The sequence below is a fragment of the Streptomyces sp. Pv4-95 genome (assembly GCF_045782725.1).
Lineage (GTDB): Bacteria > Actinomycetota > Actinomycetes > Streptomycetales > Streptomycetaceae > Streptomyces.
The window spans coordinates 7,940,601-7,962,588 of the sequence record NZ_CP127172.1; the positions used below are offsets into that span (position 1 = coordinate 7,940,601).

A 21,988-nucleotide genomic window follows, 5' to 3' on the forward strand; every position below is an offset into this window, starting at 1 on the left:
CCTGGTGGGGGCCGGGGTTACCGGCCCGTGCTGCCGTCGATCTGCTCACGCAGGATGTCCGCGTGGCCGGCGTGCCTGGCGGTCTCCTCGATCATGTGCACCAGGATCCAACGCATCGACGGCGGCGGCGTCTCACGCAGCGAGCGGACTCCGGTCCGGTTCAAGTCCTCGCATGCCGCCGCAATGCGGTTGCTTCTCGCGGACGCGTCCCGGTAGGCCACCAGCGCGTCGTGAACCGTCTCGTCCGCGCACGAAGCCTCGTCATCCCACGGGTCGGTCCCGGTGCCTTCATAGGCCCATGTGAACCAGTTGTGTTCGACTGCCGTCAGATGCCTGACCAGCCCGAGCAGGCTCGTGCCCGAGTCCACACCGGGCTTGCGGGCTTCCTGCTCCGGGACGCCGACCACCTTTGCCGCGACGGCATCGCGAAGGTAGTCGAGGAAGGTCAGCAGCGTGGTCTTCTCGTCGGCTTTGAGCCCTGGCGGCCGCAGGTCGGCGCGCGAATCCGTCTCGGTCATCGCCCGAGGCTACGACAGGGTGGACGCGCGTCCACAGCCCTTTTTGCCGCCTTGTAGTGCCGGGCGCCCGGAAGCGTTCCGGACGGCTACGCCCGTCTCCCGCAACGGCGTGGGCGTGCGGCCGGAGGAGGGCGGCAGGCCGTCACGGCCGGGAGACCGGGCCCCTGAGCGGGGCCCGGCGAGGTCACTTCTTGAGGGGCTGGGTGAAGCGGAGCATGTTGCCGGCGGGGTCGCGGAACGCGCAGTCGCGGACGCCGTACGGCTGGTCCATCGGCTCCTGCAGCACCTCGCCGCCCGCGGCGCTGATGCGCTCGAAGGCCGCGTCGCAGTCGTCCGTCGCGAAGAGGACGCCGCGCAGCAGGCCCTTGGCCATCAGCTCCGCCATGGTCTGTCTGTCCGCTGATGAGGCGTTCGGATCTGCCAGCGGCGGTTCCAGGACGATGTTCACGTCCGGCTGGGAAGGAGCCCCGACGGTCACCCAGCGCATCCCCTCGAACCCGACGTCGTTTCGTACCTCCAGGCCGAGCACATCGCGGTAGAAGGGGATCGCCTTGTCGTGGTCGTCGACGGCGATGAAGGTGGTGGAAAGCTTGATGTCCATGCCGATCACGCTACGACTGAGCGGCGGGGTTTGCTTCTCCATTCCTGACCGGTCGCGTGTGGATCTTGGCGATGCAGGCGGGGATGGCCGCGCCGTGATCATGACTGCGGGCCCGATAGCCGCTCGGGCTCTCGCCGACGAGCTCGGTGAAGCGCGAGCTGAACGATCCCAGCGACGTACAGCCGACCGCGAAGCAGACCTCGGTCACCGAGAGGTCGCCGCGCCGCAGGAGCGCTTTGGCCCGCTCGATGCGGCGAGTCATGAGGTAGCTGTAGGGCGTCTCGCCGAAGGCGGCGCGGAAGCTGCGGGAGAAATGGCCCGGCGACATCAGGGCGTCCCGCGCGAGCGCCGGGACGTCGAGCGGCTCGGCGTACTCGCGGTCCATCCGGTCGCGAGCTCGCCGCAGCCGGACGAGGTCGTCGAGGTTCTGACGTCTCACCCGCTCAGTTTCCCACAGCGCCCGAGGCGGGGGAGGGCTACGAGCCGGCCACGTGGGTCCCGGCGATCGGACGGCGCCGCTGACCGGCCCTGATATCGGTGGCCGGACCGATCAGGAATGGAGAAGCGCCGGTCACGGAGGTGCGCATAGCGTGACCGTCATGGACAGCCCCATGGACGTCTTCGTCCTTGCGCCGAGGACGGTTCCGGACGTGATCAGCCGGACGGACGCCGTGCGGCCCCGGCCGACGCCGCGCGCTCGGCCGGCGCCTCCGCCGACCCCGACTCTCCGGTAGACAGCGGGCTGTGCCGCGATCGCGCCTCCGAATGGACCGTGCCGCGATCGCGTCGACCGAGCAGAATCAGACATACGGCTCGCAGCTGATCAGACCCAGCCAGGCGACGACGGACACCGCGAAGGCGGGCCCCGCCCAACAGATGGAGACACGATGAGCATGGCCACGAGGACGCACAAGAAGTCGCCTGCGCCGCACGTCGCCGACAGCCACGACCTGATCCGCGTGCACGGCGCCCGCGAGAACAACCTCAAGGATCTCAGCATCGAGATCCCCAAGCGCCGCCTGACGGTCTTCACCGGAGTCTCCGGCTCGGGCAAGAGCTCGCTGGTGTTCAACACCATCGCCGCGGAGTCGCAGCGGCTGATCAACGAGACCTACAGCTCGTTCGTGCAGGGCTTCATGCCGACGCTGGCGCGGCCCGAGGTCGACGTCCTCGAAGGGCTGACCACCGCGATCATCGTCGATCAGCAGCGGATGGGCGCGGACCCCCGCTCCACGGTCGGCACCGCCACCGACGCCAACGCGATGCTGCGCATCCTCTTCAGCCGGCTCGGGAAGCCGCACATCGGCTCACCCAACGCGTTCGCCTTCAACGTCCCCACGGTCCGGGCGAGCGGCGCGATCACCGTCGAGCGCGGCGACCGGAAGGCCGTGAAGGCGACCTTCACCCGCACGGGCGGCATGTGTCCGCGCTGCGAGGGCCGGGGCTCGGTCACCGACTTCGACCTGTCCGCGCTGTACGACGACAGCAAGTCGCTCAACGAGGGCGCGCTGACGATCCCGGGCTACAGCATGGACGGCTGGTACGGCCGCATCTTCAGGGGCTGCGGCCTCTTCGACGCGGACAAGCCGATCCGCAAGTACACCAAGCGAGAGTTCCACGATCTTCTCCACAAGGAGCCGACCAAGATCAAGGTCGAGGGCATCAACCTGACCTACGAAGGGCTGATTCCGAAGATTCAGAAGTCGATGCTGTCCAAGGACGTCGACGCGATGCAGCCGCACATCCGCGCCTTCGTGGAGCGGGCGGTGACGTTCGCCGTCTGCCCCGAGTGCGACGGCACCCGGCTCAGCGAGGCGGCCCGGTCATCGAAGATCAAGCGGATCAATATCGCCGATGCCTGTGCGATGCAGGTCAGCGATCTCGCCGACTGGGTGCGGGGTCTGCGTGAGCCGTCTGTCGGGCCGCTGCTGGAGTCGCTGCGGCAGACCCTCGACTCGTTCGTCGAAATCGGCCTCGGCTACCTCAGCCTCGACCGCCCGTCGGGCACGCTCTCGGGCGGCGAGGCGCAACGCACCAAGATGATCCGTCACCTCGGATCCTCGCTCACCGACACCACCTACGTCTTCGACGAGCCGACGATCGGGCTGCACCCCCACGACATCCAGCGGATGAACGACCTGCTGCTGCGGCTCCGGGACAAGGGCAACACGGTGCTCGTCGTCGAGCACAAGCCGGAGACCATCGCGATCGCCGACCATGTCGTCGACCTCGGCCCCGGAGCCGGCACGGAAGGCGGCACCGTCTGCTTCGAGGGCACCGTCGAGGGGCTACGGGCCGGCGGCACCATCACCGGCCGCCACTTCGACGACCGGGCCTCCCTCAAGGACACGGTGCGAAAGCCCACCGGAACGCTGGAGATCCGCGGCGCGACGACGAACAACCTGCGGAACGTCGACGTCGACATCCCGCTCGGGGTGCTCGCCGTCGTCACCGGAGTCGCCGGTTCCGGCAAGAGCTCGCTCGTCCACGGATCGCTGCCTCACCGGTCGGGGGCCGCGGGCGAGGACGTGGTGACGATCGACCAGAGCGCGATCCGCGGCTCGCGGCGGAGCAATCCGGCGACGTACAGCGGGCTGCTCGACCCGATCCGCAAGGCGTTCGCGAAGGCCAACGGCGTGAAGCCGGCGCTGTTCAGCGCGAACTCCGAGGGCGCCTGCCCCGCCTGCAACGGCGCCGGCGTCATCTACACGGACCTGGCGATGATGGCCGGAGTGGCCTCCACCTGCGTGGAATGCGACGGCAAGCGTTTCCAGGCCGAGGTGCTGGAGTACACGTTCGGCGGCCGTGACATCAGTGAGGTCCTCGGGATGTCGGTGGCCGAGGCCGAGACGTTCTTCGGTGCCGGCGAGGCGCGCACGCCGGCCGCGCACAAGATCCTCGTCCGGCTCGCCGACGTCGGCCTCGGCTACCTCCGACTCGGCCAGCCGCTCACCACGCTGTCCGGCGGCGAGCGGCAGCGGCTCAAGCTGGCCACCCACCTGGCAGAGAAGGGCGGCGTCTACGTCCTCGACGAGCCGACCACCGGCCTCCACCTCGCCGACGTCGAGCAACTGCTCGGCCTGCTCGACCGGCTCGTCGACTCCGGCAAGTCCGTCATCGTCGTCGAGCACCACCAGGCGGTCATGGCGCACGCCGACTGGATCATCGACCTCGGGCCCGGGGCCGGCCACGACGGCGGCAAGATCGTCTTCGAGGGCCCGCCCGCCGACCTGGTCGCCGCCCGCTCCACCCTCACCGGCGAGCACCTCGCGGCCTACGTCGGCAGCTGACCGGACCCGCACGGACCCGGTGGGACGAGCTCTGCAGGCCGCTTCGACTCGTCCCACTCGGTCCGGTCCGGCTGCGGACGTCCGCGTAGAGGCGGAGAGAACCGGCCGTACACGGGGGCCGGTTCAGGGCTCGGGCAGCCCTCTCACCGGGGCTCGAACCAGGTCGGGCCGGGCTCCGCGAGCCAGCTACCCTTGCCGCATGACGATGCACAAGGCCGTCCGTGTGAGTGTTGAGGCGATGCTCGAGGACCTCAGGACGCTCGTGGAAGTCGAGTCTCCCTCGCGCGATCTCGACGCCTTGAGGGCATCGGCCGAAGCCGTCGCCGCGGTCATCGAAAGCCGCCTCGGCGGACCGGCCGTCCTCGTGGAGAGCGCGGCCGGGCCGCATGTGCACTGGTCGGCCGGTGGCGACCCCAAAGTGCTGATCCTCGGTCACCACGACACCGTGTTTCCGCTCGGCACCCTTGAACGCCGCCCCTTCAGGGTCGAGGACGGGCATGCGACCGGCCCCGGTGTCTTCGACATGCTCGGTGGTCTGGTGCAGGCCATTCATGGCCTGGCGGCGCTCGACGACCTGTCAGGTGTCGAGATCCTGGTGAACGCCGATGAGGAGGTGGGTTCGCGTTCCTCGCGCGCGCTCATCGAAGAGCGCGCTCTCGCCTGTGGGGCGGTGCTGGTGTTCGAGGGCGCGGCCGATGGCGGAGGCCTGAAGACCGGCCGTAAGGGCTGCGGCACGTTCCAGGTCTCCATCGCGGGCCGGGCGTCGCATGCCGGCCTCGAACCCGAAGCAGGGGTCAACGCCCTGGTGGAGGCGGCACATCAGGTCCTGGACATCGCCGCGCTGGGCCGACCTGACATCGGCACGACCGTCACCCCGACCGTCGCGTCCGCGGGCACCCTGGACAACGTCGTTCCCGCGGAGGCGACCGTCATCGTCGACGTCCGGGTCGAGTCGGCCGAGGAGAAGGAGCGGATCGAGTCCGCGTTCGCGGCGCTGGCCCCACATCTCGACGAGGCGGAGATCGCGGTCGAGGGAGCCGTCGGCCGGCCCCCGATGCCCGAATCGACGTCGACCGAGCTCTTCGCCGTGGCAAGGAAGCTGCTCCCCGGCCTCGAAGGCAAGGCGGTCGGCGGCGGCAGCGACGGCAACTTCACGGCCGCGCTGGGGGTGCCCACACTGGACGGTCTCGGAGCGGTCGGGGGCGGCGCCCACGCCGACCACGAGTACCTGGTGGTCGACGCCATGGCCGAGCGCGCGAACCTTGTCACCGGCCTGGTGAAGGCTGTTCAGAAGGGCACCGCCCACGAGAGCGAGTAGTCCCCTTGGCGATCCGTGCGCGATCAGGAGAGGCCGCGGTCCGTTTTTGAGACACGCCTTCAGCAGCGGCGGGTCTGGTAGGGGACGGGGGACAGGCGTGGTTCGGCCGGTGCCGGGCACCGCGGCCAGGCGATGAGAAGCGTCAGCGCGATACCGCCGGCGACCACGAACAGGGCCGTGCTGATCCCGTCGGCGGTGGCGATGCGCAGCCGCTCGCCGGAGAGGCCGTCGAGGCCGGCGGTCGCGACCAGGACGAGGAGGGCCAGGCCGACGGCCGCGCCCACGCCGGAGCCGGTGGAGGCGATACCGGAGGCGATGCCCTGTTCGCGGTCGGAGATTCCGCTGGCCGCGGCGATGAACATGGTCGTGAAGACCACGCCGTCACCGATGCTGAGCGCCACCAGTCCGGGGATCAGTTCGGTGTACGTGCCGTCCGGCGTGATCGCGAGGCCGAGCCCCACCGCGCCCAGCGCACCGATGGCGAGGGCGGCGACCAGGGTGCCTCGAAGGCCGAACCGGGTCACGAACCGGCCCGCTGCCGTCGAGCCGGCGACGACCACCGCCGTGGGAATGAGAAAGGCGGCGCCGGTCTGCAAGGCGTCGTAGCCCAGGATTTCCTGGAAGTAGAGGGACAAGAAGTAGAGCACCGAGCCGAACGTCGCCATGAACATGAACGCGATGACAGAGCCGGTGACGAGGTCGCGGTGCGAGAGCAGCCGGGGCGGCATGAGCGGATCGTCGCTGCGCCGCTCGACGAGGAAGAAGACACCGATCAGCAGCACCCCCACCGCGGCGCTGACGAGGATGCCCGGTGAGAGCCAGCCCAGTCCGGGGCCCTGCACCAGTGCGAACACGATCAACGTGACGCCCAGGGTGACGCTGAGCGCACCGGGCAGATCGAACGTGCGGCCCTTCTCGCGCTCGCCGTCCCGGGAGATCACCACGAACGTCAGCAGCAGTGCGGGTCCCGCCAAGGCCACGTTGACCAGGAACACCGCTTCCCAGCCGAACGCCTGGGTCAGAAGGCCACCGAGCAGCACGCCGATCACGAGTCCCGCGGCGCCGGCGCCGCCCCAGACCCCCAGAGCGCGATTGCGCATCCGGCCTTCCACGAAGGTGGTGTTGATGAGCGCCAACGTGGTGGGGAAGACGAGGGCTCCGCCAAGACCCTGCACGGCACGGGCGGCGAGCAGCGTCCCTGGCTCGGTCGAGAGTCCGCCCGCGAGAGCTGCTGCCGCGTAGAGACCGAGGCCGGTGGCCAGAATGCGGCGACGCCCCAGCAGATCGGCCGCCCGCCCGCCGAACAGCAGGAAGCCGGCCGAGGCCACCGCGTAGGCGCTGATGACCGACTGGAGTGTCTGCGCTGAGTACCCGAGGTCGCGCGCGATGTCGGGCAGTGCCACCACCACGATGTACTGGTCGAGCGAGACGATCAGCATGGCGAACGACAGGAGCGCCAGTGTCGCGGTGTCGCGGTTCCACCCCAGACCGCCGGGCACGGATGACGTCTCGATGCGGCGCAAGAGGAGCACTCCTGGTGATCGGGCAGGTCTGCGCGTACGGCCGGCGGGACGCCCAGCCGGTTCGGAGGTGATCCTCGCCGTGGGCAGACACCCGCCGAGACCCTACACAGCTCACCGGCCTCGACCTGTCATCAACACCGGGGCAATCGGAGGGCCACCACAGTCGGTCGCAGCTCCGGTGGCCTGCATGGGAGTGCCGCGAACAGCTGCTACTCCGGGGGCCCGCTCGTCACCTTCCGATGCCGGCTCCGGGCGCGGGGTGCGGCCGATAGTCGGCGATGATGACGCCGGTGGCGGATGTGGTCGTCTCGACGACATCGAACCCGGTGGGGGAGAAGCCGTCGGTGAACAGGCGGCGCCCGGAGCCCAGCACGAGCGGGTGGATGCAGAGCAGGTATGCGTCGACGAGGCCGAGCGGGGAGAGGGATTTAATCAATGCGCCGCTGCCCATGATGTGCAGGTCATCGCCCGGGGCCTTCTTCAGGTCGGCGACCGCCGCAGGGACGTCGCCGCTGAGCAGCGTGGAGTTGGGCCACGGCAGCGGCTCGGTCAGGGTGTTGGACGCGACGTACTTGGGGGCGTTGTTGAGGGCGTCGCGGAACGGGCTGTCCTGGGTGTTCCAGTGGGTCAGAACGTCCTGGTAGGTACGGCGGCCCAGGAGGTACCCGCCGCTGGCGGTCAGGCGCCGGCCCCACGCCTTCGCGATGGCCTCGTCCCCGTCCCGTTCGGCGGCCCAGCCGCCGTGGGTGAATCCGTCGCGGGTGTCCTCATCGGAGCGGCCTGGGCCTTGCGTGACGCCGTCCAGGGTGACGTGGTTGATGGCGACGATCCTCATGGCACTCCTCCTGCTGATAATGGCGACAGACATGACCTAGGACTGCGGATCATGGAAAAACTCATCGGTCCGTGCCGGGCCCTTCCGGTCCACCCGACACGTCCCGTGACCGCTGCGCACGGCCCGGCACCCCTTTGCCCACGTCAGCGCCCCTCCGCGGTGGATCCGCCGCGCTTTATCAGCCGATAAAGAAGGTTGTTCTGAGGTACAGTTGCCTTGGTTCGCTCATAGAGGTGGAGGGAGGCGGGTTCGGATGCTGGCCGTGGATGTGCGCCAGGGACTTCGGCAGGGTCGCACCGTCGAGGAGGCCGCCTCCCGGGCCTGGCGCTATTCGGAGCAGACCATCGTGCAGCACGGCGACTTCCTGCTCGCCTTCGTCGACGGCAGTGTGTGTGTAGGGGCCTTCGAAGTGCTCGGCAACACTCCCGGAACCGACGGCAAGTACGTCCTCGACCTGGCCCCGACGCCGCGCTTCCAGTGGGCGCTTGGGCACCGGCTTCCGCTGCCGCCCGGACGTAATCCCGCCCGGATTCTCACCGGCCAGCATCTGCGGGCCTTCCTCGACGCCGACCCGCACTACGCCCACCAGACCGGCCAGGACTGAGCCGAAGGGATCCCGCACCGAGATGGCCAGCCGCACACCCGACCCCGTCGAAACCCTGCTGAAGTCCGGGCCACGCCGCACCACGCTGCCGGAGCCGGCGCAGCGGGCCCGGTTGCGCACCGACTACGGCCTGAGCCAGGCCGAGGTCGCCGAGGCGCTCGGGGTGGCCCGCAATACCGTCGCCGGATGGGAGTCGGGCCGCAGCGAACCCCAGGGCGCGACCCGCGCCGCGTACGCCAAGCTTCTTGAGGGGATGGCCGCGCAACTCGCCCCCCGGCCCGGGGATGCGCAGCCGACGCAGACCGCGCAGACCGGCCAGGAACCGCCGGCGCGAGCGAGCGCCGCGCAGCCGGGGCCCGCCCGCCCGGCCGCCGACAGCCGACGGCAGACTGCCCCCGGTGGACCGCGCGTGAAGACCGCGCCACAGGCCACGGCGACCGCCCCCGCCGACCGGCGCCGCGGTCCGCGTGCGAAGGCCGCGCCGAAGGAGACGGCCGCTGTCCCTGCCGACCCGCGCTTCGCCGACGGCCCCCTCGCCGTGCTCGACGGTGACGGTTCGGCCTACGGCGTCGACGGCATCGTGCTGGACAGCCCGGCCACGGATCTGCCCGCTCTGGTGGACTGGGCGCTGCGGGAGGCGAAGCTGGGCGCGACGCGCTTGCACCGGCACGGCAAGGACGCCGACCCGCTGATCGTCCTCACCGCCTCGGCCGCCGGCCGTTTCGGCCTTCCCTCTGTCCTCGAAGACCGCCGTGGCCTGCGTCTGCCCGACGACCACCCGGTGGTGCGGGGGCTCGCCCGCGCCGAGTGGCAGCTCACCCGCCGGGGCTTCGGCCCCTGGGCCAGGATTTACCGGCCCGCCCAGGAGGGCCGACGCCAGTGCGTCCAACTGGCCGTCCTGCCCTGGGGCGCGCTCGACACCCGGGCATGGGGCGACGCCGACCAGCTGGACGCTCCCGAACTCGCCCGGGTCCTGGGCGACTACGCCACCCGCGTGATCACCCCGCGCGGGTCGGCCGCGGTCTGCGGTCTGGAGCTGATGACCGCCCTGCGTCCGCCCACCCGCCCGGTCAAGGACGAAGCGGCCGGCACCTGGGTCTCGGGCCCCAACTCCGGCGCTCTCACGCAGGCGGTGGACCCGGCCCCGCCGGAGGCCCCGGACGAGCATCCTGTCGTCGCCTCCTTGTATCCCCGCGGCCACCGGCGCACGGCTGCCGAAGTCCTCGACGAGGAAGCCTACGAGTGGATCCGGGACCCGGAACTGCTCACCGACGGCGAGTGCGCGCGGCAGTTCGCGGTCGGCGTCGACGTCAACATGGCCTTCGCCGCCGCCGCCAACCGCCTCACCCTCGGCCTGGGCGCACCCGTCCACGTCAAGGCCCCGGCATTCGACAAGACGGTGCCCGGCAGCTGGCTGGTCGACCTCTCCCACATCGACTTCGACCCGCGCCTCCCCAACCCCTTCACCCCGCACGGCGCCCGTCCCGAGGGGCCCGCCTGGTACGCGACGCCGACCGTCGCGTACGCCGCCGAACTCGGCCACGACGTCAGGCCGATCGAGGCCCATGTGCGCCCCGAGAGCGGCCCGTATCTGGACGCCTGGTACACCCGGCTGCGCGATGCCTACATGGCCGTCATGGAGCGCCTCGGCGTCGTCTCCGGGATGAGCGAAGCGGACTTCCTCGCTGCGATGGAGCACCACAAGGACGCCGACCCCGCCCAGGCCGCCGTACTGTCCGCGATCAAGGCGACGGTCAAGGGCGGCATCGGCAAGCTGCGCGAACGCCCGCAGGGCGCCGGTTACCGGCCCGGGCAGCGCTGGCCGTCGTTGGAGCGACCCACCTGGCGGCCCGACATCCGCGCCGCGGTGATCTCCGCCGCCCGCATCAACATGCACCGCAAGATGCTCAAACTCGCGGAAGGCGCCGGACTGTTCCCGATCGCCGTGCTGTCCGACTGCGCCGTCTACCTGTCCGACGGGCCGGGCCCGCTCGACTTCCTGCCGCGCACGCCCGACGGCAAGCCGCTGCCGGGCGGCTTCCGTCTGGGTGTCTCGCCGGGCATGGTCAAGCACGAAGGCACGCAGTCGATGATGTGGGCGGCGCAGATGCTCGATGAGGGCCACAACCCCGCCCGGCACATCAAGGGCGCCGACGCCGCCGCAGACGGGGAGTAGGGACCGTGGGCATCTTCAGCGACAGCATCGAGAAGGCCACCGCCAACACCTTCACCCGGCCCCTCCCCAAATCCCCCCGGGCCCAGATGCGTTTCCTCGTCAAGAGCGAGAAGGGCACCAAGGCCGCCGCCGAACGCCTGGGCGTCTCCCAGCGCACCGTCGAGCGCTATCTCACCGGCCAGATCAAACGCCCCCGCAAGGACCTCGCCGCCCGCCTCGCCGAGGAAGTGCGCAGACGCTGGCAGCCCCGCATCCGCGAGCGGGCCACGAAGCAGGCCGCCACGACCGGCGGCATCGTCATCGAAACCCGCGCCCGCCTCGGCTTCACCGCCGCTCCCGGCAGCACCGACGACGCCCGGATCCGCCTGATCACCCAGCACCTGCCCCCCGCCTACGCCGCCCGCCTCTTCGACGCCCACGCCGCCGGGGCGAACGATCAGCAGCTCCAGGCCATCGCCGCCGAAGGCTTGCAGGAGATCTACTTCAAGGACCGCGGCCGCCGGGCTCCCGGGTTGCAGGTGGAGTTCACCGACATCGACTACGTCGAGATGGACTTCTAGGGCTTCGGTTCCGGCCGCTGTGCCGCGCCCCGCCATAGGATCGCCGGTATGGCACTGCGTCCCGTTCAGGTGAACATCAAGGCTCTTGATACCGCGGCGGTCGGCCGGTTCTGGGCGGAGGCGCTCGGCTGGAGTGCTTACCGCCTCGGCGTGGTCACCTACGTCGGACCCGCCGGCGGCCCCGTATGGCCGGACCCGGTCGCCGTCTGCGTCGATGTCATTCCCGTGCCGGAACCCAAGCCGACGGCAAAGAACCGTGTGCACCTCGATCTCGCCACCACTTCCGCGGCCCATCAGGCGGAGTTGGTCGAGCGCCTCCAGGCTCTTGGTGCGACGCCCGCCGACGTGGGCCAGGGAGACGTGCCATGGACCGTTCTCGCCGACCCGGAGGGCAACGAGTTCTGCGTGCTGGAGCCTCGGGAGGTCTACCGGGACACCGGGCCGATCGCCGCAGTGGTGGTCGACTGCGCGGATCCGCGTGCCATGGCCCGGTTCTGGGACGAGGCGATGGACTGGACCCTGCACGAAGTGACCGACGAAAGTGCGGTGTTGCGCTCCTCCAAGGGTGTCGGCCCGTATCTGGAGTTCCTTCGCACGCCCGGCGGGAAGACCGTGCCGGACCGCGTCCACCTTGACCTGCTGCCGTATCCCGGTGACGACAAGGCAGCGGAGGTGGCCCGGCTGAGGGCCCTCGGCGCCACCGACCTCGACGTCGGCCAGGGCGACGTCCCGTGGACGTGCCTGGCCGACCCGGAAGGCCACGAATTCTGTGTCCTCGCCCCGTCCTGACACGGAGCCTCGGCGACAGACACCCCGACATGTGAGCCTCGGGTGTTCACGCGCAAGGATCCCGGTCGTCCGTGCCGTGGTAGCAAGTGGGCGCGTAGGAAGGGCTGTTGTCGCCGCGCCATTGCCTTCAGTCGAGCGTGATCCGAGCGGCTATCGGCAGGTGGTCACTTCCGGTGGCGGGCAGGGTGCGGACGTGGTCCACGGTCGCCGAGCGGGCCATGACCTGGTCGATCCGGGCCACGGGGAAGTCGGCGGGGAAGCTGAAGGCGAAGCCCCGTTCCGCGGCGTTCATCCGTGAGGTCAGCGGTGCCAGCCCACGGTCGTCGACCGTGCTGTTGAGGTCGCCCAGCAGGATCACCGACTGCAGCTTCTCGGCGGCCACGGCCTTGCCCAGCAGGCCGGCGCTCTCATCGCGCCGGGAGGATGCCAGGCCGCCCGCGCCGACGCGGACCGAGGGCAGGTGCGCGACGTACGCCGCGATCTCGCCGTGCGGCGTGTGGACCACGGTCCGCAGCCCGCGGTTCCACGTCTCCATGAGTCCCCGGGGTCTGATGTCCAGCAGTCGGCTGTCGGTCAGCGGATGCTTCGACCAGAGGCCGACGGTGCCCCGGACGGCGTGGTGCGGGTAGTCCGTGGCGAGGGTCCTCTCGTAGACCGGAAGTGCCCGGGGCGTCAGCTCCTCCAGCGCGATGAGGTCGGGCTCGGCGCCGGCCAGGGCGCGAGCGGTGCCCGCCGGGTCGGTGTTCTCGTCGCTGACGTTGTGCTGCACCGCCACCACCTCGTGTGCGGCGCCGTCCGCCTCGGGCAGGAGCAGTCCGCCGAAGAGGTACGTCCAGGCCACTGACGGCAGGAGCAGGGCCACCAGCGCCGCGGCCGAACGGCGCAGCAGGGCCAGGCCGAGCAGTACCGGGACCATCAGGCCGAGCCATGGCAGGAACGCCTCCAGCAGGCTGCCGACGCGGCCCACGGAGTTGGGCACGGCCCGGTGGAACGCGAGCAGCCCGGCGGTCAGCACCGCGAGTGCGGCCGGCACCCGCCCCCGTCGCCAGGCCGACCGACTGCTCGCATCTCCCTTCGCGTCCTCGTCGGAAGCGCATCGTCCGGTCCGGCGACGCCCCCACCACGAGGTTCCGGTCTTCCCCCTCGATGCCTCCTGACGCTCAGCCCGCGCGTGCTCCACCATGGCTTCCCTCCGTTCGACCTGCTCCGCCCAAGACGAGCCGGCGGGGTGGATCAGTTCTGCGCCCCACGCGTGTGTGCCGCGGTCCAGGTCCCGTGGGGAGCGCAGCGCGGCACGGAGGGCGCTCGTTTGCGCAGGTCAGAGCGCTGCCGTCAGGGATGTGTCAAGGGCGGGCGCCGGGCCGTAAGGAAGGCGTCAACGGGCGCGGCGAACGGCCGAAAACACGCTTTCCTCAAGAGGTCAGATTCCGACCCGGATCTCTTTCAGGAGTGCCTGATGGCCGACGTGGCCTTCATCGTCACCACGATCGCGGTTTTCGCGTTGGTGGCGTTCATCGCCAAGGGGGTGGCGAAGCTGTGACTGCCGAAAACATTGTCGGCCTGATCGTGGCCGTCGCGCTGCTGGGCTACCTGGTCCTCGCCCTTGTGTTCCCGGAGAGGTTCTGAGCACAGAAATGAGCCCCGTCCTCGCTGGTGTGCTCCAGCTGCTCGCGCTGATCGCAGCTCTCGCGCTGGCATACCGTCCGCTCGGCGACCACATGGCCCGCGTCTACTCCTCTACCCAGCACCTGCGGGTGGAGAAGTGGATGTACAAGGCCATCGGCGCCAATCCCGACGCCGAGATGCGCTGGCCCGCCTATCTGCGCGGGGTACTGGCCTTCTCCGCGGTCGGTGTCCTGTTCCTCTATCTGCTGCAGCGGCTGCAGGGCAGTCTGCCCGGGTCGCTCGGCTTCTCCTCGATCGACCCGGACCAGGCGTTCAACACCGCGGCGTCGTTCGTGTCGAACACCAACTGGCAGTCCTACTACGGCGAGCAGGCCATGGGCCACGTCGTGCAGACCGCCGGGCTGGCGGTGCAGAACTTCGTCTCCGCCGCCGTCGGCATCGCCGTGGCCGTGGCACTCGTACGCGGCTTCGCCCGGTCCCGCACCGGTGAGCTGGGCAACTTCTGGGCCGACCTGGTGCGCGGCACCGTCCGCGTCCTGCTCCCGATCGCCGTGCTCGGTGCGCTCGCGCTGGTCGCGTGCGGCGCGATCCAGAACTTCGCCGGGATCCACGAGGTCGGCCGGTTCATGGGCGGCACCCAGCAGTGGAACGGCGGCGCGGTCGCCTCACAGGAGGCGATCAAGGAGCTGGGCACGAACGGCGGCGGCTACTTCAACGCCAACTCGGCCCACCCCTTCGAGAACCCTGACGGGATCTCCAACCTCCTCGAAGTCTTCCTGATCCTGCTGATCCCCTTCGCGCTCACCCGCACCTTCGGCCGGATGGTCGGCAGTCTGCGGCAGGGCTATGCGATCCTCGCGACGATGGCGACCATCTGGCTCGGCTTCACCGCACTGATGATGTGGACCGAGTTCGCCCACCACGGTCCGGCGTTCGACATCGCCGGCGGTGCGATGGAGGGCAAGGAGACCCGCTTCGGCATCGGCGCCTCGGCGATCTTCTCGGTGGCCACCACGCTGACCTCGACGGGGGCGGTCAACTCCTTCCACTCGTCCAACACCGCACTGGGCGGCGGCATCAACATGCTGGGCATGCAGCTGGGCGAGATCGCCCCCGGCGGCGTCGGCTCGGGGCTGTACGGCATGCTGGTCCTCGCGATCATCGCGGTGTTCATCGCGGGCCTGATGGTGGGACGTACGCCCGAGTACCTCGGCAAGAAGATCGGCACCCGCGAGATCAAGCTGGCGGCCTGCTACATCCTCGTCACCCCGGCGCTGGTGCTCTGCTTCACCGCCGCGGCGATGGCCCTGCCCACCCCGGTGCATTCGATGACCAACTCGGGTGCGCACGGCTTCTCCGAGATCCTCTACGCGTACACCTCGGGCGCCAACAACAACGGCAGCGCTTTCGCCGGCCTGAACGCCGATACGCAGTGGTTCAACACCACCATCGGACTCGCGATGCTGCTCGGCCGGTTCCTGCCGATGGTGTTCGTGCTGGCGCTGGCCGGCTCGCTCGCCGAGCAGCGGCCGGTCCCCGCCACGGCGGGCACGCTGCGCACCGAGAAGCCGCTCTTCACCGGGCTGCTGGTCGGCACGATTCTGATCATCACCGGTCTGACCTACTTCCCGGCCCTGGCGCTGGGACCGCTCGCCGAAGGACTGGCGTCATGACCCTCGACGTAAAGAAACACGACGACTCCGTTTCCACCACCGCGCCGGTACCCGCACCGCACGCGGACCGGCCCACGGGCAGCGGGCCCGGGACCGGCCGGGTCGGCGGAGGGCTGTTCGACCCCGAACAGCTGATCAAGTCCCTGCCGGACGCGATACGCAAGCTCGACCCCCGGGTGATGGTCAAGTCCCCGGTCATGTTCGTGGTGCTGGTCGGCTCGGTGGTCACCACCGTCCTGGCGGCCAAGGACCCGGGCGACCGGTTCGGCTGGGCCATCGCGGCCTGGCTGTGGCTGACCACGCTCTTCGCGAACCTGGCGGAGGCGGTGGCGGAGGGCCGCGGCAAGGCGCAGGCCGACACCCTGCGCAAGGCCAAGACCGACACCGTGGCGCGACGGCTCAACGGGGAGGCCGAGAAGCGGGTGCCGGGGACGGACCTGCGCATCGGAGACCTCGTGGTCTGCGAGGCGGGCGACATCATCCCCGGAGACGGTGACGTCGTCGAGGGCGTGGCCTCCGTCGACGAGTCCGCGATCACCGGTGAATCGGCTCCGGTGATCCGGGAGTCCGGTGGTGACCGCTCCGCCGTCACCGGCGGGACGAAGGTGCTCTCCGACCGCATCGTCATCAGGATCACGACGAAGCCCGGTGAGACCTTCATCGACCGGATGATCAACCTCGTCGAGGGGGCCGCACGGCAGAAGACGCCCAACGAGATCGCGCTCAACATCCTGCTCGCCTCGCTCACCATCGTCTTCCTGCTCGCGGTCGTCACACTGAAGCCGTTCGCCCTCTACGCGGGCGCCGACAAGCAGACGTCGATGATCGTGCTGACCGCCCTGCTGGTCTGCCTGATCCCGACGACGATCGGCGCCCTGCTCTCGGCCATCGGCATCGCCGGTATGGACCGCCTCGTCCAGCGCAACGTCCTGGCGATGTCTGGACGCGCCGTCGAGGCGGCGGGCGATGTCTCCACCCTGCTGCTGGACAAGACCGGCACCATCACCCTCGGCAACCGCCAGGCCGCCGAGTTCGTCCCGGTGGGCGGCACCACCGAGGCCGAGGTCGCGGACGCCGCCCAGCTCTCCTCGCTCGCCGACGAGACGCCCGAGGGCCGCTCCATCGCCGTCCTCGCCAAGGAGAAGTACGGTCTGCGCGAGCGCCACCAGGGCGAGCTGGAGCACGCCGAATGGATCGCCTTCACGGCCCAGACCCGCATGTCGGGCGTCGACGTCGCAGGGCGCAAGGTCCGCAAGGGCGCGTCCGGTTCGGTCGCCGCCTGGGTACAGGAGCGCGGCGGCACCGTCGCCGACGACGCCGACACGCTCGGCAACGCCATCTCGCAGGCCGGCGGCACGCCGCTGCTGGTGGCCGTCGAGGACGACAGGGGCGCCCGGGTCCTGGGCGTCATCCACCTCAAGGACGTCGTCAAGGACGGCATGCGGGAGCGGTTCGCCGAGCTGCGCCGGATGGGCATCAAGACCATCATGATCACCGGTGACAACCCGCTGACGGCCAAGGCGATCGCCGACGAGGCCGGGGTGGACGACTTCCTGGCGGAGGCGACGCCCGAGGACAAAATGGCGCTGATCAGGCGCGAGCAGGCCGGCGGCAAACTCGTCGCGATGACCGGCGACGGCACGAACGACGCCCCGGCGCTGGCCCAGGCGGATGTCGGGGTGGCCATGAACACCGGCACCTCGGCCGCCAAGGAGGCCGGGAACATGGTCGACCTGGACTCCAACCCGACCAAGCTCATCGAGATCGTCGAGATCGGCAAGCAACTGCTGATCACCCGCGGCGCGCTGACCACGTTCTCCATCGCCAACGACGTCGCGAAGTACTTCGCCATCATTCCGGCCATGTTCGCGGTGGCCTACCCGGGCCTGGACACCCTCAACATCATGCGGCTGGCCTCGCCCGAGTCGGCGATCCTCTCCGCGGTCGTCTTCAACGCGCTGGTCATCATCGCGCTGGTCCCGCTGGCCCTGAAGGGCGTGCGGTACCGGCCGATGGCCGCCGACCGGATGCTGCGCCGCAACCTCGGCATCTACGGTCTGGGCGGGCTGATCGCACCGTTCATCGGCATCAAGATCATCGACCTGCTCCTTTCCCTCATCCCTGGCATCGGGTGACCACCATGAACAACTCTGTAGGAAACACCGCACGGTTGATCTGGGCCGGGCTGCGGGCCCTGCTCGTCCTGACCGTCGTCTGCGGCGTCGTCTACCCGCTCGCCGTCACCGGTGTCGCGCAGGGCCTCTTCAACGACAAGGCCAACGGCTCCCAGATCACCGCCGGCGGCAAGGCCGTCGGCTCCGAGCTCATCGGTCAGCGCTATGACCTGCCGCTGCGAAAGGGCGAGGAGACCCCCGCGCCGGACCTGCGGTGGTTCCAGCCGCGCCCCTCCAACGGGCTCGGCGTGAACAGCGCCAACACCCGCTACGAGCTCATCCTCTCCGGGGCGACCAACCGCTCCGGCGACAACGAAGACCTCGTCAAGTGGGTCACCGACGCCAAGGCCGCCGTCGTCAAGGACAACTCGGTGGGCGGCTACCAGGTCCGTCCGGCGGACGTGCCGGCCGAGGCGGTCACCTCCTCCGGCTCCGGGCTGGACCCCCAGATCTCCCCCGAGTACGCACAGCTCCAGATCCACCGCGTCGCCGCGAGGAACAAGCTCGGCCTCGATCAGGTCGAGAAGCTGGTCGAGGGCCACACCGACGGCCGGATCCTCGGCTTCGTGGGTGAGCCCACGGTGAACGTCCTCCAGCTGAACATCGCGCTCAAGGAGCTGATCGCGAAGAGCTGAGGGCATGAGCCGCAAGCAAGAGACGGCAGCCGCCGGGCCGTGGAACGTCCACGGGTCCGGCGGCTTGCCGTCGTCTCGCGGCGGCAATGACGCTCATGGCCCTCCCAGGGGCCACCGTGCCCACGGAAGCGAAACGGATCATTCCTGGTCCGCGGGGGACAAATGATCGACTGTCCGTGGCGTCCGTGCGCGGGCCGTCCATGTGCGGGTGTAGGAAGGAGCAGGCAGGAGCAGGAGCAGGACAGGGCGCCCGATCCGGCGCGTACGTGAGAAGGGACCATGGATGTTCCGCAAGGTACTCGTCGCGAACCGTGGTGAGATCGCCGTTCGCGCGTTCCGCGCCGCCTATGAGCTGGGCGCGGGCACGGTGGCGGTGTTCCCCTACGAGGATCGCGGCTCGCTGCACCGCCTGAAGGCCGACGAGGCGTACGAGATCGGCACGACGGGCCACCCGGTGCGGGCCTATCTGTCGGTCGAGGAGATCCTGGCCGCCGCACACCGGGCCGGGGCGGATGCGGTGTATCCCGGGTACGGCTTCCTGTCCGAGAATCCGGACCTGGCCCGGGCGTGCGAGGAGGCCGGGATCACCTTCATCGGTCCCAGCGCAGACATCCTGGAGCTGACCGGTAACAAGGCCCGCGCCGTCGCCGCCGCCCGCGAGGCAGGGGTGCCGGTACTGGGCTCCTCGCGGCCCTCCACCGACGTGGACGAGCTGATCGACGCCGCGACGGAGGTCGGCTTCCCGGTGTTCGTCAAGGCGGTGGCCGGCGGTGGCGGGCGCGGGATGCGGCGGGTGGAGGACCCCGCCAAGCTCCGGGAGGCGATCGAGGCGGCGTCGCGCGAGGCCGAGTCCGCGTTCGGCGACGCGACGGTGTTCCTGGAGAAGGCGGTCGTGGACCCGCGCCACATCGAGGTGCAGATCCTGGCCGACGGCCAGGGCGGCGTCCTCCACCTCTACGAGCGCGACTGCTCGGTGCAGCGCCGGCACCAGAAGGTCGTCGAACTGGCGCCGGCCCCCCACCTCGATCCCGAGCTGCGAAGCCGCATCTGCGCCGACGCGGTCGCCTTCGCCCGAACCATCGGCTACCGCAACGCCGGGACCGTCGAGTTCCTGCTGGACCGCGACGGCAACCACGTCTTCATCGAGATGAACCCGCGCATCCAGGTCGAGCACACGGTCACCGAGGAGGTCACCGACGTAGACCTGGTGCAGTCGCAGATGCGCATCGCCGCCGGGGAGTCGCTGGCCGACCTCGGCCTCACGCAGGACAGGATCTACGTACGGGGAGCGGCGCTGCAGTGCCGGATCACCAGCGAGAACCCGGCCAACGGCTTCCGCCCCGACACCGGAACCATCAGCGCGTACCGCTCCCCGGGCGGCTCCGGCATCCGGCTCGACGGCGGCACCGCGTTCGTCGGCTCCGAGATCAGCGCCCACTTCGACTCCATGCTGGTGAAGCTGACCTGCCGGGGACGCGACTTCGACACGGCGGTGCGACGCGCCGGCCGTGCGATGGCCGAGTTCCGCATCCGGGGCGTCGCCACCAACATCCCGTTCCTGCAAGCGGTGCTCGACGACCCCGACTTCCGTGCCGGCAGTGTCACCACCTCGTTCATCGAGGAACGTCCGCATCTGCTGACCGCACGCCACTCCGCGGACCGCGGCACCCGCCTGCTCACCTACCTCGCCGACGTCACCGTCAACAAACCGCACGGCGAGCGGCCTCGCCTGATCGATGCCACGGCCAAGCTGCCGGACGTACCCGACGGCGAGCCGTCCGCCGGGTCGAAGCAGCTGCTCACCGAACTCGGCCCGGAAGGCTTCGCCCGCCGCCTGCGGGAGGCGTCCGCCGTCGCCGTCACCGACACCACCTTCCGCGACGCCCACCAGTCGCTGCTGGCCACCCGGGTGCGCACCAAGGACCTGCTGGCCGTCGCCCCCGCGGTGTCCCACACCCTGCCGCAGTTGCTGTCGCTGGAGTGCTGGGGCGGCGCCACCTATGACGTGGCCCTGCGCTTCCTGGCCGAGGACCCGTGGGAGCGGCTGGCGCAGCTGCGCGAGGCGGTGCCCAACATCTGCCTGCAGATGCTGTTGCGCGGCCGCAACACCGTCGGCTACACCCCGTACCCGACCGAGGTGACCGATGCCTTCGTGGAGGAGGCCGCGGCGACCGGCATCGACATCTTCCGGATTTTCGACGCGCTCAACGACGTCGGACAGATGCGGCCCGCCATCGACGCCGTACGCGCCACCGGAACCGCCGTCGCCGAGGTGGCGCTGTGCTACACCTCGGACCTCTCCGACCCGGCGGAGAAGCTCTACACCCTGGACTACTACCTTCGGCTCGCCGAGCAGATCGTGGACGCCGGAGCGCACGTCCTGGCGATCAAGGACATGGCCGGGCTGCTGCGCGCCCCGGCAGCCGCACGCCTCGTGACCGCGCTGCGCCGGGAGTTCGGCCTGCCGGTGCACCTGCACACCCACGACACGGCGGGCGGCCAGCTCGCCACCTACCTGGCCGCCATCGACGCCGGTGTCGACGCGGTGGACGGGGCCGTGGCCTCCATGGCGGGCACCACCTCACAGCCCTCCCTGTCCGCCATCATCGCCGCGACCGACCACTCCGAGCGGCCGACGGAACTGAGTCTGCCCGCGGCCTGCGCACTGGAGCCGTACTGGGAGACCGTTCGCCGGATCTACGCACCGTTCGAGGCGGGCCTGGCCGCCCCCACCGGGCGCGTGTACAACCACGAGATCCCGGGCGGGCAGCTCTCCAACCTCCGTGTCCAGGCACGGGAGTTGGGCCTGGGCGACCGCTTCGAGGAGATCGAGTCGATGTATGCGGCCGCCGACCGCATCCTCGGCCGTCTGGTGAAGGTGACACCGTCGTCCAAGGTGGTCGGCGACCTCGCACTGCACCTCGTCGGCGCGGGCGTCACGCCGGAGCAGTTCGCCGCGGACCCCGGGGAGTACGACATCCCGGCCTCCGTCATCGGGTTCCTCCGGGGCGAACTCGGCGACCCGCCCGGCGGCTGGCCCGAGCCGTTCCGCTCCAAGGCACTGAGGGGCCGCGTCGAGGCCGCGCCGGTCGCCGAGCTGTCCGAGGAGGACCGCGAGGACCTGGAGAAGGACCGCAGGGCCACCCTCAACCGGCTGCTCTTCCCCGAACCGACCAAGGAGTTCGTGAAGCAGCGCGACGCCTTCGGTGACACCGGCGTTCTGCCCAGCACGGACTTCTTCTACGGGTTGCGTGCGGGCGAGGAACACGTCGTGGACCTCGAACCGGGTGTGAAGCTGCTCATCGAACTGGAGGCGATCGGCGAGGCGGACGAGCGCGGTATGCGCACGGTGATGACGACACTCAACGGTCAGCTCCGGCCGGTCCAGGTACGCGACCGTTCGGTCGCCTCCGACCTGCCGCCCGCGGAGAAGGCCGACAAGTCCGACCCGCGGCACGTCGCGGCGCCGTTCGCGGGCGTCGTCACGCTGGCGGCGCAGGCGGGCGACCAGGTCGAAGCGGGCGCGACGGTGGCGACGATCGAGGCGATGAAGATGGAGGCGGCGATCACCGCACCGGTCGCCGGCACGGTGGGGCGGCTGGCGGTCGACTCCGTGCAGCAGGTGGAAGGCGGCGATCTGCTGATCGTCATCGCCCAGTAGGGCGG

Annotated in this window: 18 protein-coding genes; 12 read left to right on the forward strand and 6 right to left on the reverse strand. The window is 70.2% G+C overall.

The genetic code is table 11. The features are described 5' to 3' along the window. Positions 1-17: 17 nt before the first annotated feature. The 3 genes from QOM21_RS34875 to QOM21_RS34885 all read right to left on the reverse strand — a co-directional run bounded on the left by QOM21_RS34875 (position 18) and on the right by QOM21_RS34885 (position 1,504). A complete protein-coding gene (locus QOM21_RS34875; RefSeq protein WP_407555088.1) occupies positions 18-518 on the reverse strand; it encodes a DinB family protein in 501 nt (166 codons plus the stop codon). A 184-nt stretch (positions 519-702) separates the two neighbouring features. Further along, a complete protein-coding gene (locus tag QOM21_RS34880; protein WP_407555089.1) occupies positions 703-1,119 on the reverse strand; it encodes a VOC family protein in 417 nt (138 codons plus the stop codon). Positions 1,120-1,129: 10 nt separating this feature from the next. Then, entirely contained in the window at positions 1,130-1,504 is a 375-nt protein-coding gene (locus tag QOM21_RS34885) for a helix-turn-helix transcriptional regulator (protein ID WP_407555994.1), read from the reverse strand. Positions 1,505-2,006: 502 nt separating this feature from the next. Here QOM21_RS34885 and QOM21_RS34890 point away from each other — a divergent pair. Both QOM21_RS34890 and QOM21_RS34895 read left to right on the forward strand, forming a co-directional pair. Next, the gene (locus QOM21_RS34890; protein ID WP_407555090.1) at positions 2,007-4,409 is read left to right on the forward strand and encodes an ATP-binding cassette domain-containing protein; all 2,403 of its coding nucleotides are present in this window, start codon (positions 2,007-2,009) and stop codon (positions 4,407-4,409) included. A gap of 199 nt (positions 4,410-4,608) precedes the next feature. Then, complete coding sequence (locus tag QOM21_RS34895) at positions 4,609-5,727, forward strand: M20 family metallopeptidase (RefSeq protein ID WP_407555091.1); 1,119 nt, start codon at positions 4,609-4,611, stop codon at positions 5,725-5,727. A 59-nt stretch (positions 5,728-5,786) separates the two neighbouring features. Here QOM21_RS34895 and QOM21_RS34900 read toward each other — a convergent pair whose 3' ends face one another. Next, positions 5,787-7,250, reverse strand: a complete 1,464-nt coding sequence (locus tag QOM21_RS34900) for an MFS transporter (protein WP_407555092.1) — start codon at positions 7,248-7,250, stop codon at positions 5,787-5,789. Between the two features lie 229 nt (positions 7,251-7,479). Beyond that, positions 7,480-8,085: a dihydrofolate reductase family protein gene (locus QOM21_RS34905; protein WP_407555093.1), complete on the reverse strand. Its 606-nt coding sequence runs from the start codon at positions 8,083-8,085 to the stop codon at positions 7,480-7,482. A 253-nt stretch (positions 8,086-8,338) separates the two neighbouring features. Between QOM21_RS34905 and QOM21_RS34910 the strand changes: the two genes are divergently transcribed. From QOM21_RS34910 to QOM21_RS34925, 4 genes are read left to right on the forward strand one after another with little or no spacing between them, the layout of a single operon-like run. Continuing rightward, complete coding sequence (locus QOM21_RS34910) at positions 8,339-8,689, forward strand: hypothetical protein (RefSeq protein WP_407555094.1); 351 nt, start codon at positions 8,339-8,341, stop codon at positions 8,687-8,689. 22 nt (positions 8,690-8,711) lie between these two features. Beyond that, on the forward strand, positions 8,712-10,865 hold the full coding sequence (gene tap, locus QOM21_RS34915; protein ID WP_407555095.1) for a telomere-associated protein Tap: 2,154 nt from the start codon (positions 8,712-8,714) through the stop codon (positions 10,863-10,865). 5 nt (positions 10,866-10,870) lie between these two features. Next, entirely contained in the window at positions 10,871-11,425 is a 555-nt protein-coding gene (gene tpg, locus QOM21_RS34920; RefSeq protein WP_407555096.1) for a telomere-protecting terminal protein Tpg, read from the forward strand. A gap of 48 nt (positions 11,426-11,473) precedes the next feature. Further along, a complete protein-coding gene (locus QOM21_RS34925) occupies positions 11,474-12,214 on the forward strand; it encodes a VOC family protein (protein WP_407555097.1) in 741 nt (246 codons plus the stop codon). Positions 12,215-12,341: 127 nt separating this feature from the next. On the opposite strand, the gene QOM21_RS34930 is transcribed toward QOM21_RS34925, so the two are convergent. After that, on the reverse strand, positions 12,342-13,247 hold the full coding sequence (locus QOM21_RS34930) for an endonuclease/exonuclease/phosphatase family protein (protein WP_407555098.1): 906 nt from the start codon (positions 13,245-13,247) through the stop codon (positions 12,342-12,344). A gap of 276 nt (positions 13,248-13,523) precedes the next feature. Here QOM21_RS34930 and QOM21_RS34935 point away from each other — a divergent pair, with 276 nt between their 5' ends. The 6 genes from QOM21_RS34935 to QOM21_RS34960 all read left to right on the forward strand — a co-directional run bounded on the left by QOM21_RS34935 (position 13,524) and on the right by QOM21_RS34960 (position 21,983). Then, on the forward strand, positions 13,524-13,754 hold the full coding sequence (locus QOM21_RS34935; protein ID WP_407555099.1) for a hypothetical protein: 231 nt from the start codon (positions 13,524-13,526) through the stop codon (positions 13,752-13,754). Then, positions 13,751-13,840 carry a K(+)-transporting ATPase subunit F gene (kdpF, locus tag QOM21_RS34940; protein ID WP_055544543.1) on the forward strand — a complete coding sequence of 30 codons (90 nt, stop codon included), beginning with the start codon at positions 13,751-13,753 and terminating at the stop codon, positions 13,838-13,840. The genes QOM21_RS34935 and kdpF overlap by 4 nt, the downstream gene beginning before the upstream one ends. Positions 13,841-13,848: 8 nt before the next feature. Then, positions 13,849-15,513 carry a potassium-transporting ATPase subunit KdpA gene (gene kdpA / locus QOM21_RS34945; protein ID WP_407555100.1) on the forward strand — a complete coding sequence of 555 codons (1,665 nt, stop codon included), beginning with the start codon at positions 13,849-13,851 and terminating at the stop codon, positions 15,511-15,513. Then, positions 15,510-17,648, forward strand: a complete 2,139-nt coding sequence (kdpB, locus tag QOM21_RS34950; protein WP_407555101.1) for a potassium-transporting ATPase subunit KdpB — start codon at positions 15,510-15,512, stop codon at positions 17,646-17,648. Before kdpA ends, kdpB begins: the two co-directional genes overlap by 4 nt. Before the next feature lie 5 nt (positions 17,649-17,653). Beyond that, the gene (locus QOM21_RS34955) at positions 17,654-18,322 is read left to right on the forward strand and encodes a potassium-transporting ATPase subunit C (protein ID WP_407555102.1); all 669 of its coding nucleotides are present in this window, start codon (positions 17,654-17,656) and stop codon (positions 18,320-18,322) included. A gap of 283 nt (positions 18,323-18,605) precedes the next feature. After that, a complete protein-coding gene (locus QOM21_RS34960; protein WP_407555103.1) occupies positions 18,606-21,983 on the forward strand; it encodes a pyruvate carboxylase in 3,378 nt (1,125 codons plus the stop codon). The last annotated feature ends 5 nt before the right edge of the window (positions 21,984-21,988 follow it).

Coding starts and splice junctions, on each gene's coding strand:
- QOM21_RS34875 (WP_407555088.1), bottom strand. CDS start 518: ATGACCGAGACGGATTCGCGCGCCGACCTGCGGCCGCCAGGGCTCAAA.
- QOM21_RS34880 (WP_407555089.1), bottom strand. CDS start 1,119: ATGGACATCAAGCTTTCCACCACCTTCATCGCCGTCGACGACCACGAC.
- QOM21_RS34885 (WP_407555994.1), bottom strand. CDS start 1,504: ATGGACCGCGAGTACGCCGAGCCGCTCGACGTCCCGGCGCTCGCGCGG.
- QOM21_RS34890 (WP_407555090.1), top strand. CDS start 2,007: ATGAGCATGGCCACGAGGACGCACAAGAAGTCGCCTGCGCCGCACGTC.
- QOM21_RS34895 (WP_407555091.1), top strand. CDS start 4,609: ATGACGATGCACAAGGCCGTCCGTGTGAGTGTTGAGGCGATGCTCGAG.
- QOM21_RS34905 (WP_407555093.1), bottom strand. CDS start 8,085: ATGAGGATCGTCGCCATCAACCACGTCACCCTGGACGGCGTCACGCAA.
- QOM21_RS34910 (WP_407555094.1), top strand. CDS start 8,339: ATGCTGGCCGTGGATGTGCGCCAGGGACTTCGGCAGGGTCGCACCGTC.
- tap (WP_407555095.1), top strand. CDS start 8,712: ATGGCCAGCCGCACACCCGACCCCGTCGAAACCCTGCTGAAGTCCGGG.
- QOM21_RS34925 (WP_407555097.1), top strand. CDS start 11,474: ATGGCACTGCGTCCCGTTCAGGTGAACATCAAGGCTCTTGATACCGCG.
- kdpA (WP_407555100.1), top strand. CDS start 13,849: ATGAGCCCCGTCCTCGCTGGTGTGCTCCAGCTGCTCGCGCTGATCGCA.
- kdpB (WP_407555101.1), top strand. CDS start 15,510: ATGACCCTCGACGTAAAGAAACACGACGACTCCGTTTCCACCACCGCG.
- QOM21_RS34955 (WP_407555102.1), top strand. CDS start 17,654: ATGAACAACTCTGTAGGAAACACCGCACGGTTGATCTGGGCCGGGCTG.
- QOM21_RS34960 (WP_407555103.1), top strand. CDS start 18,606: ATGTTCCGCAAGGTACTCGTCGCGAACCGTGGTGAGATCGCCGTTCGC.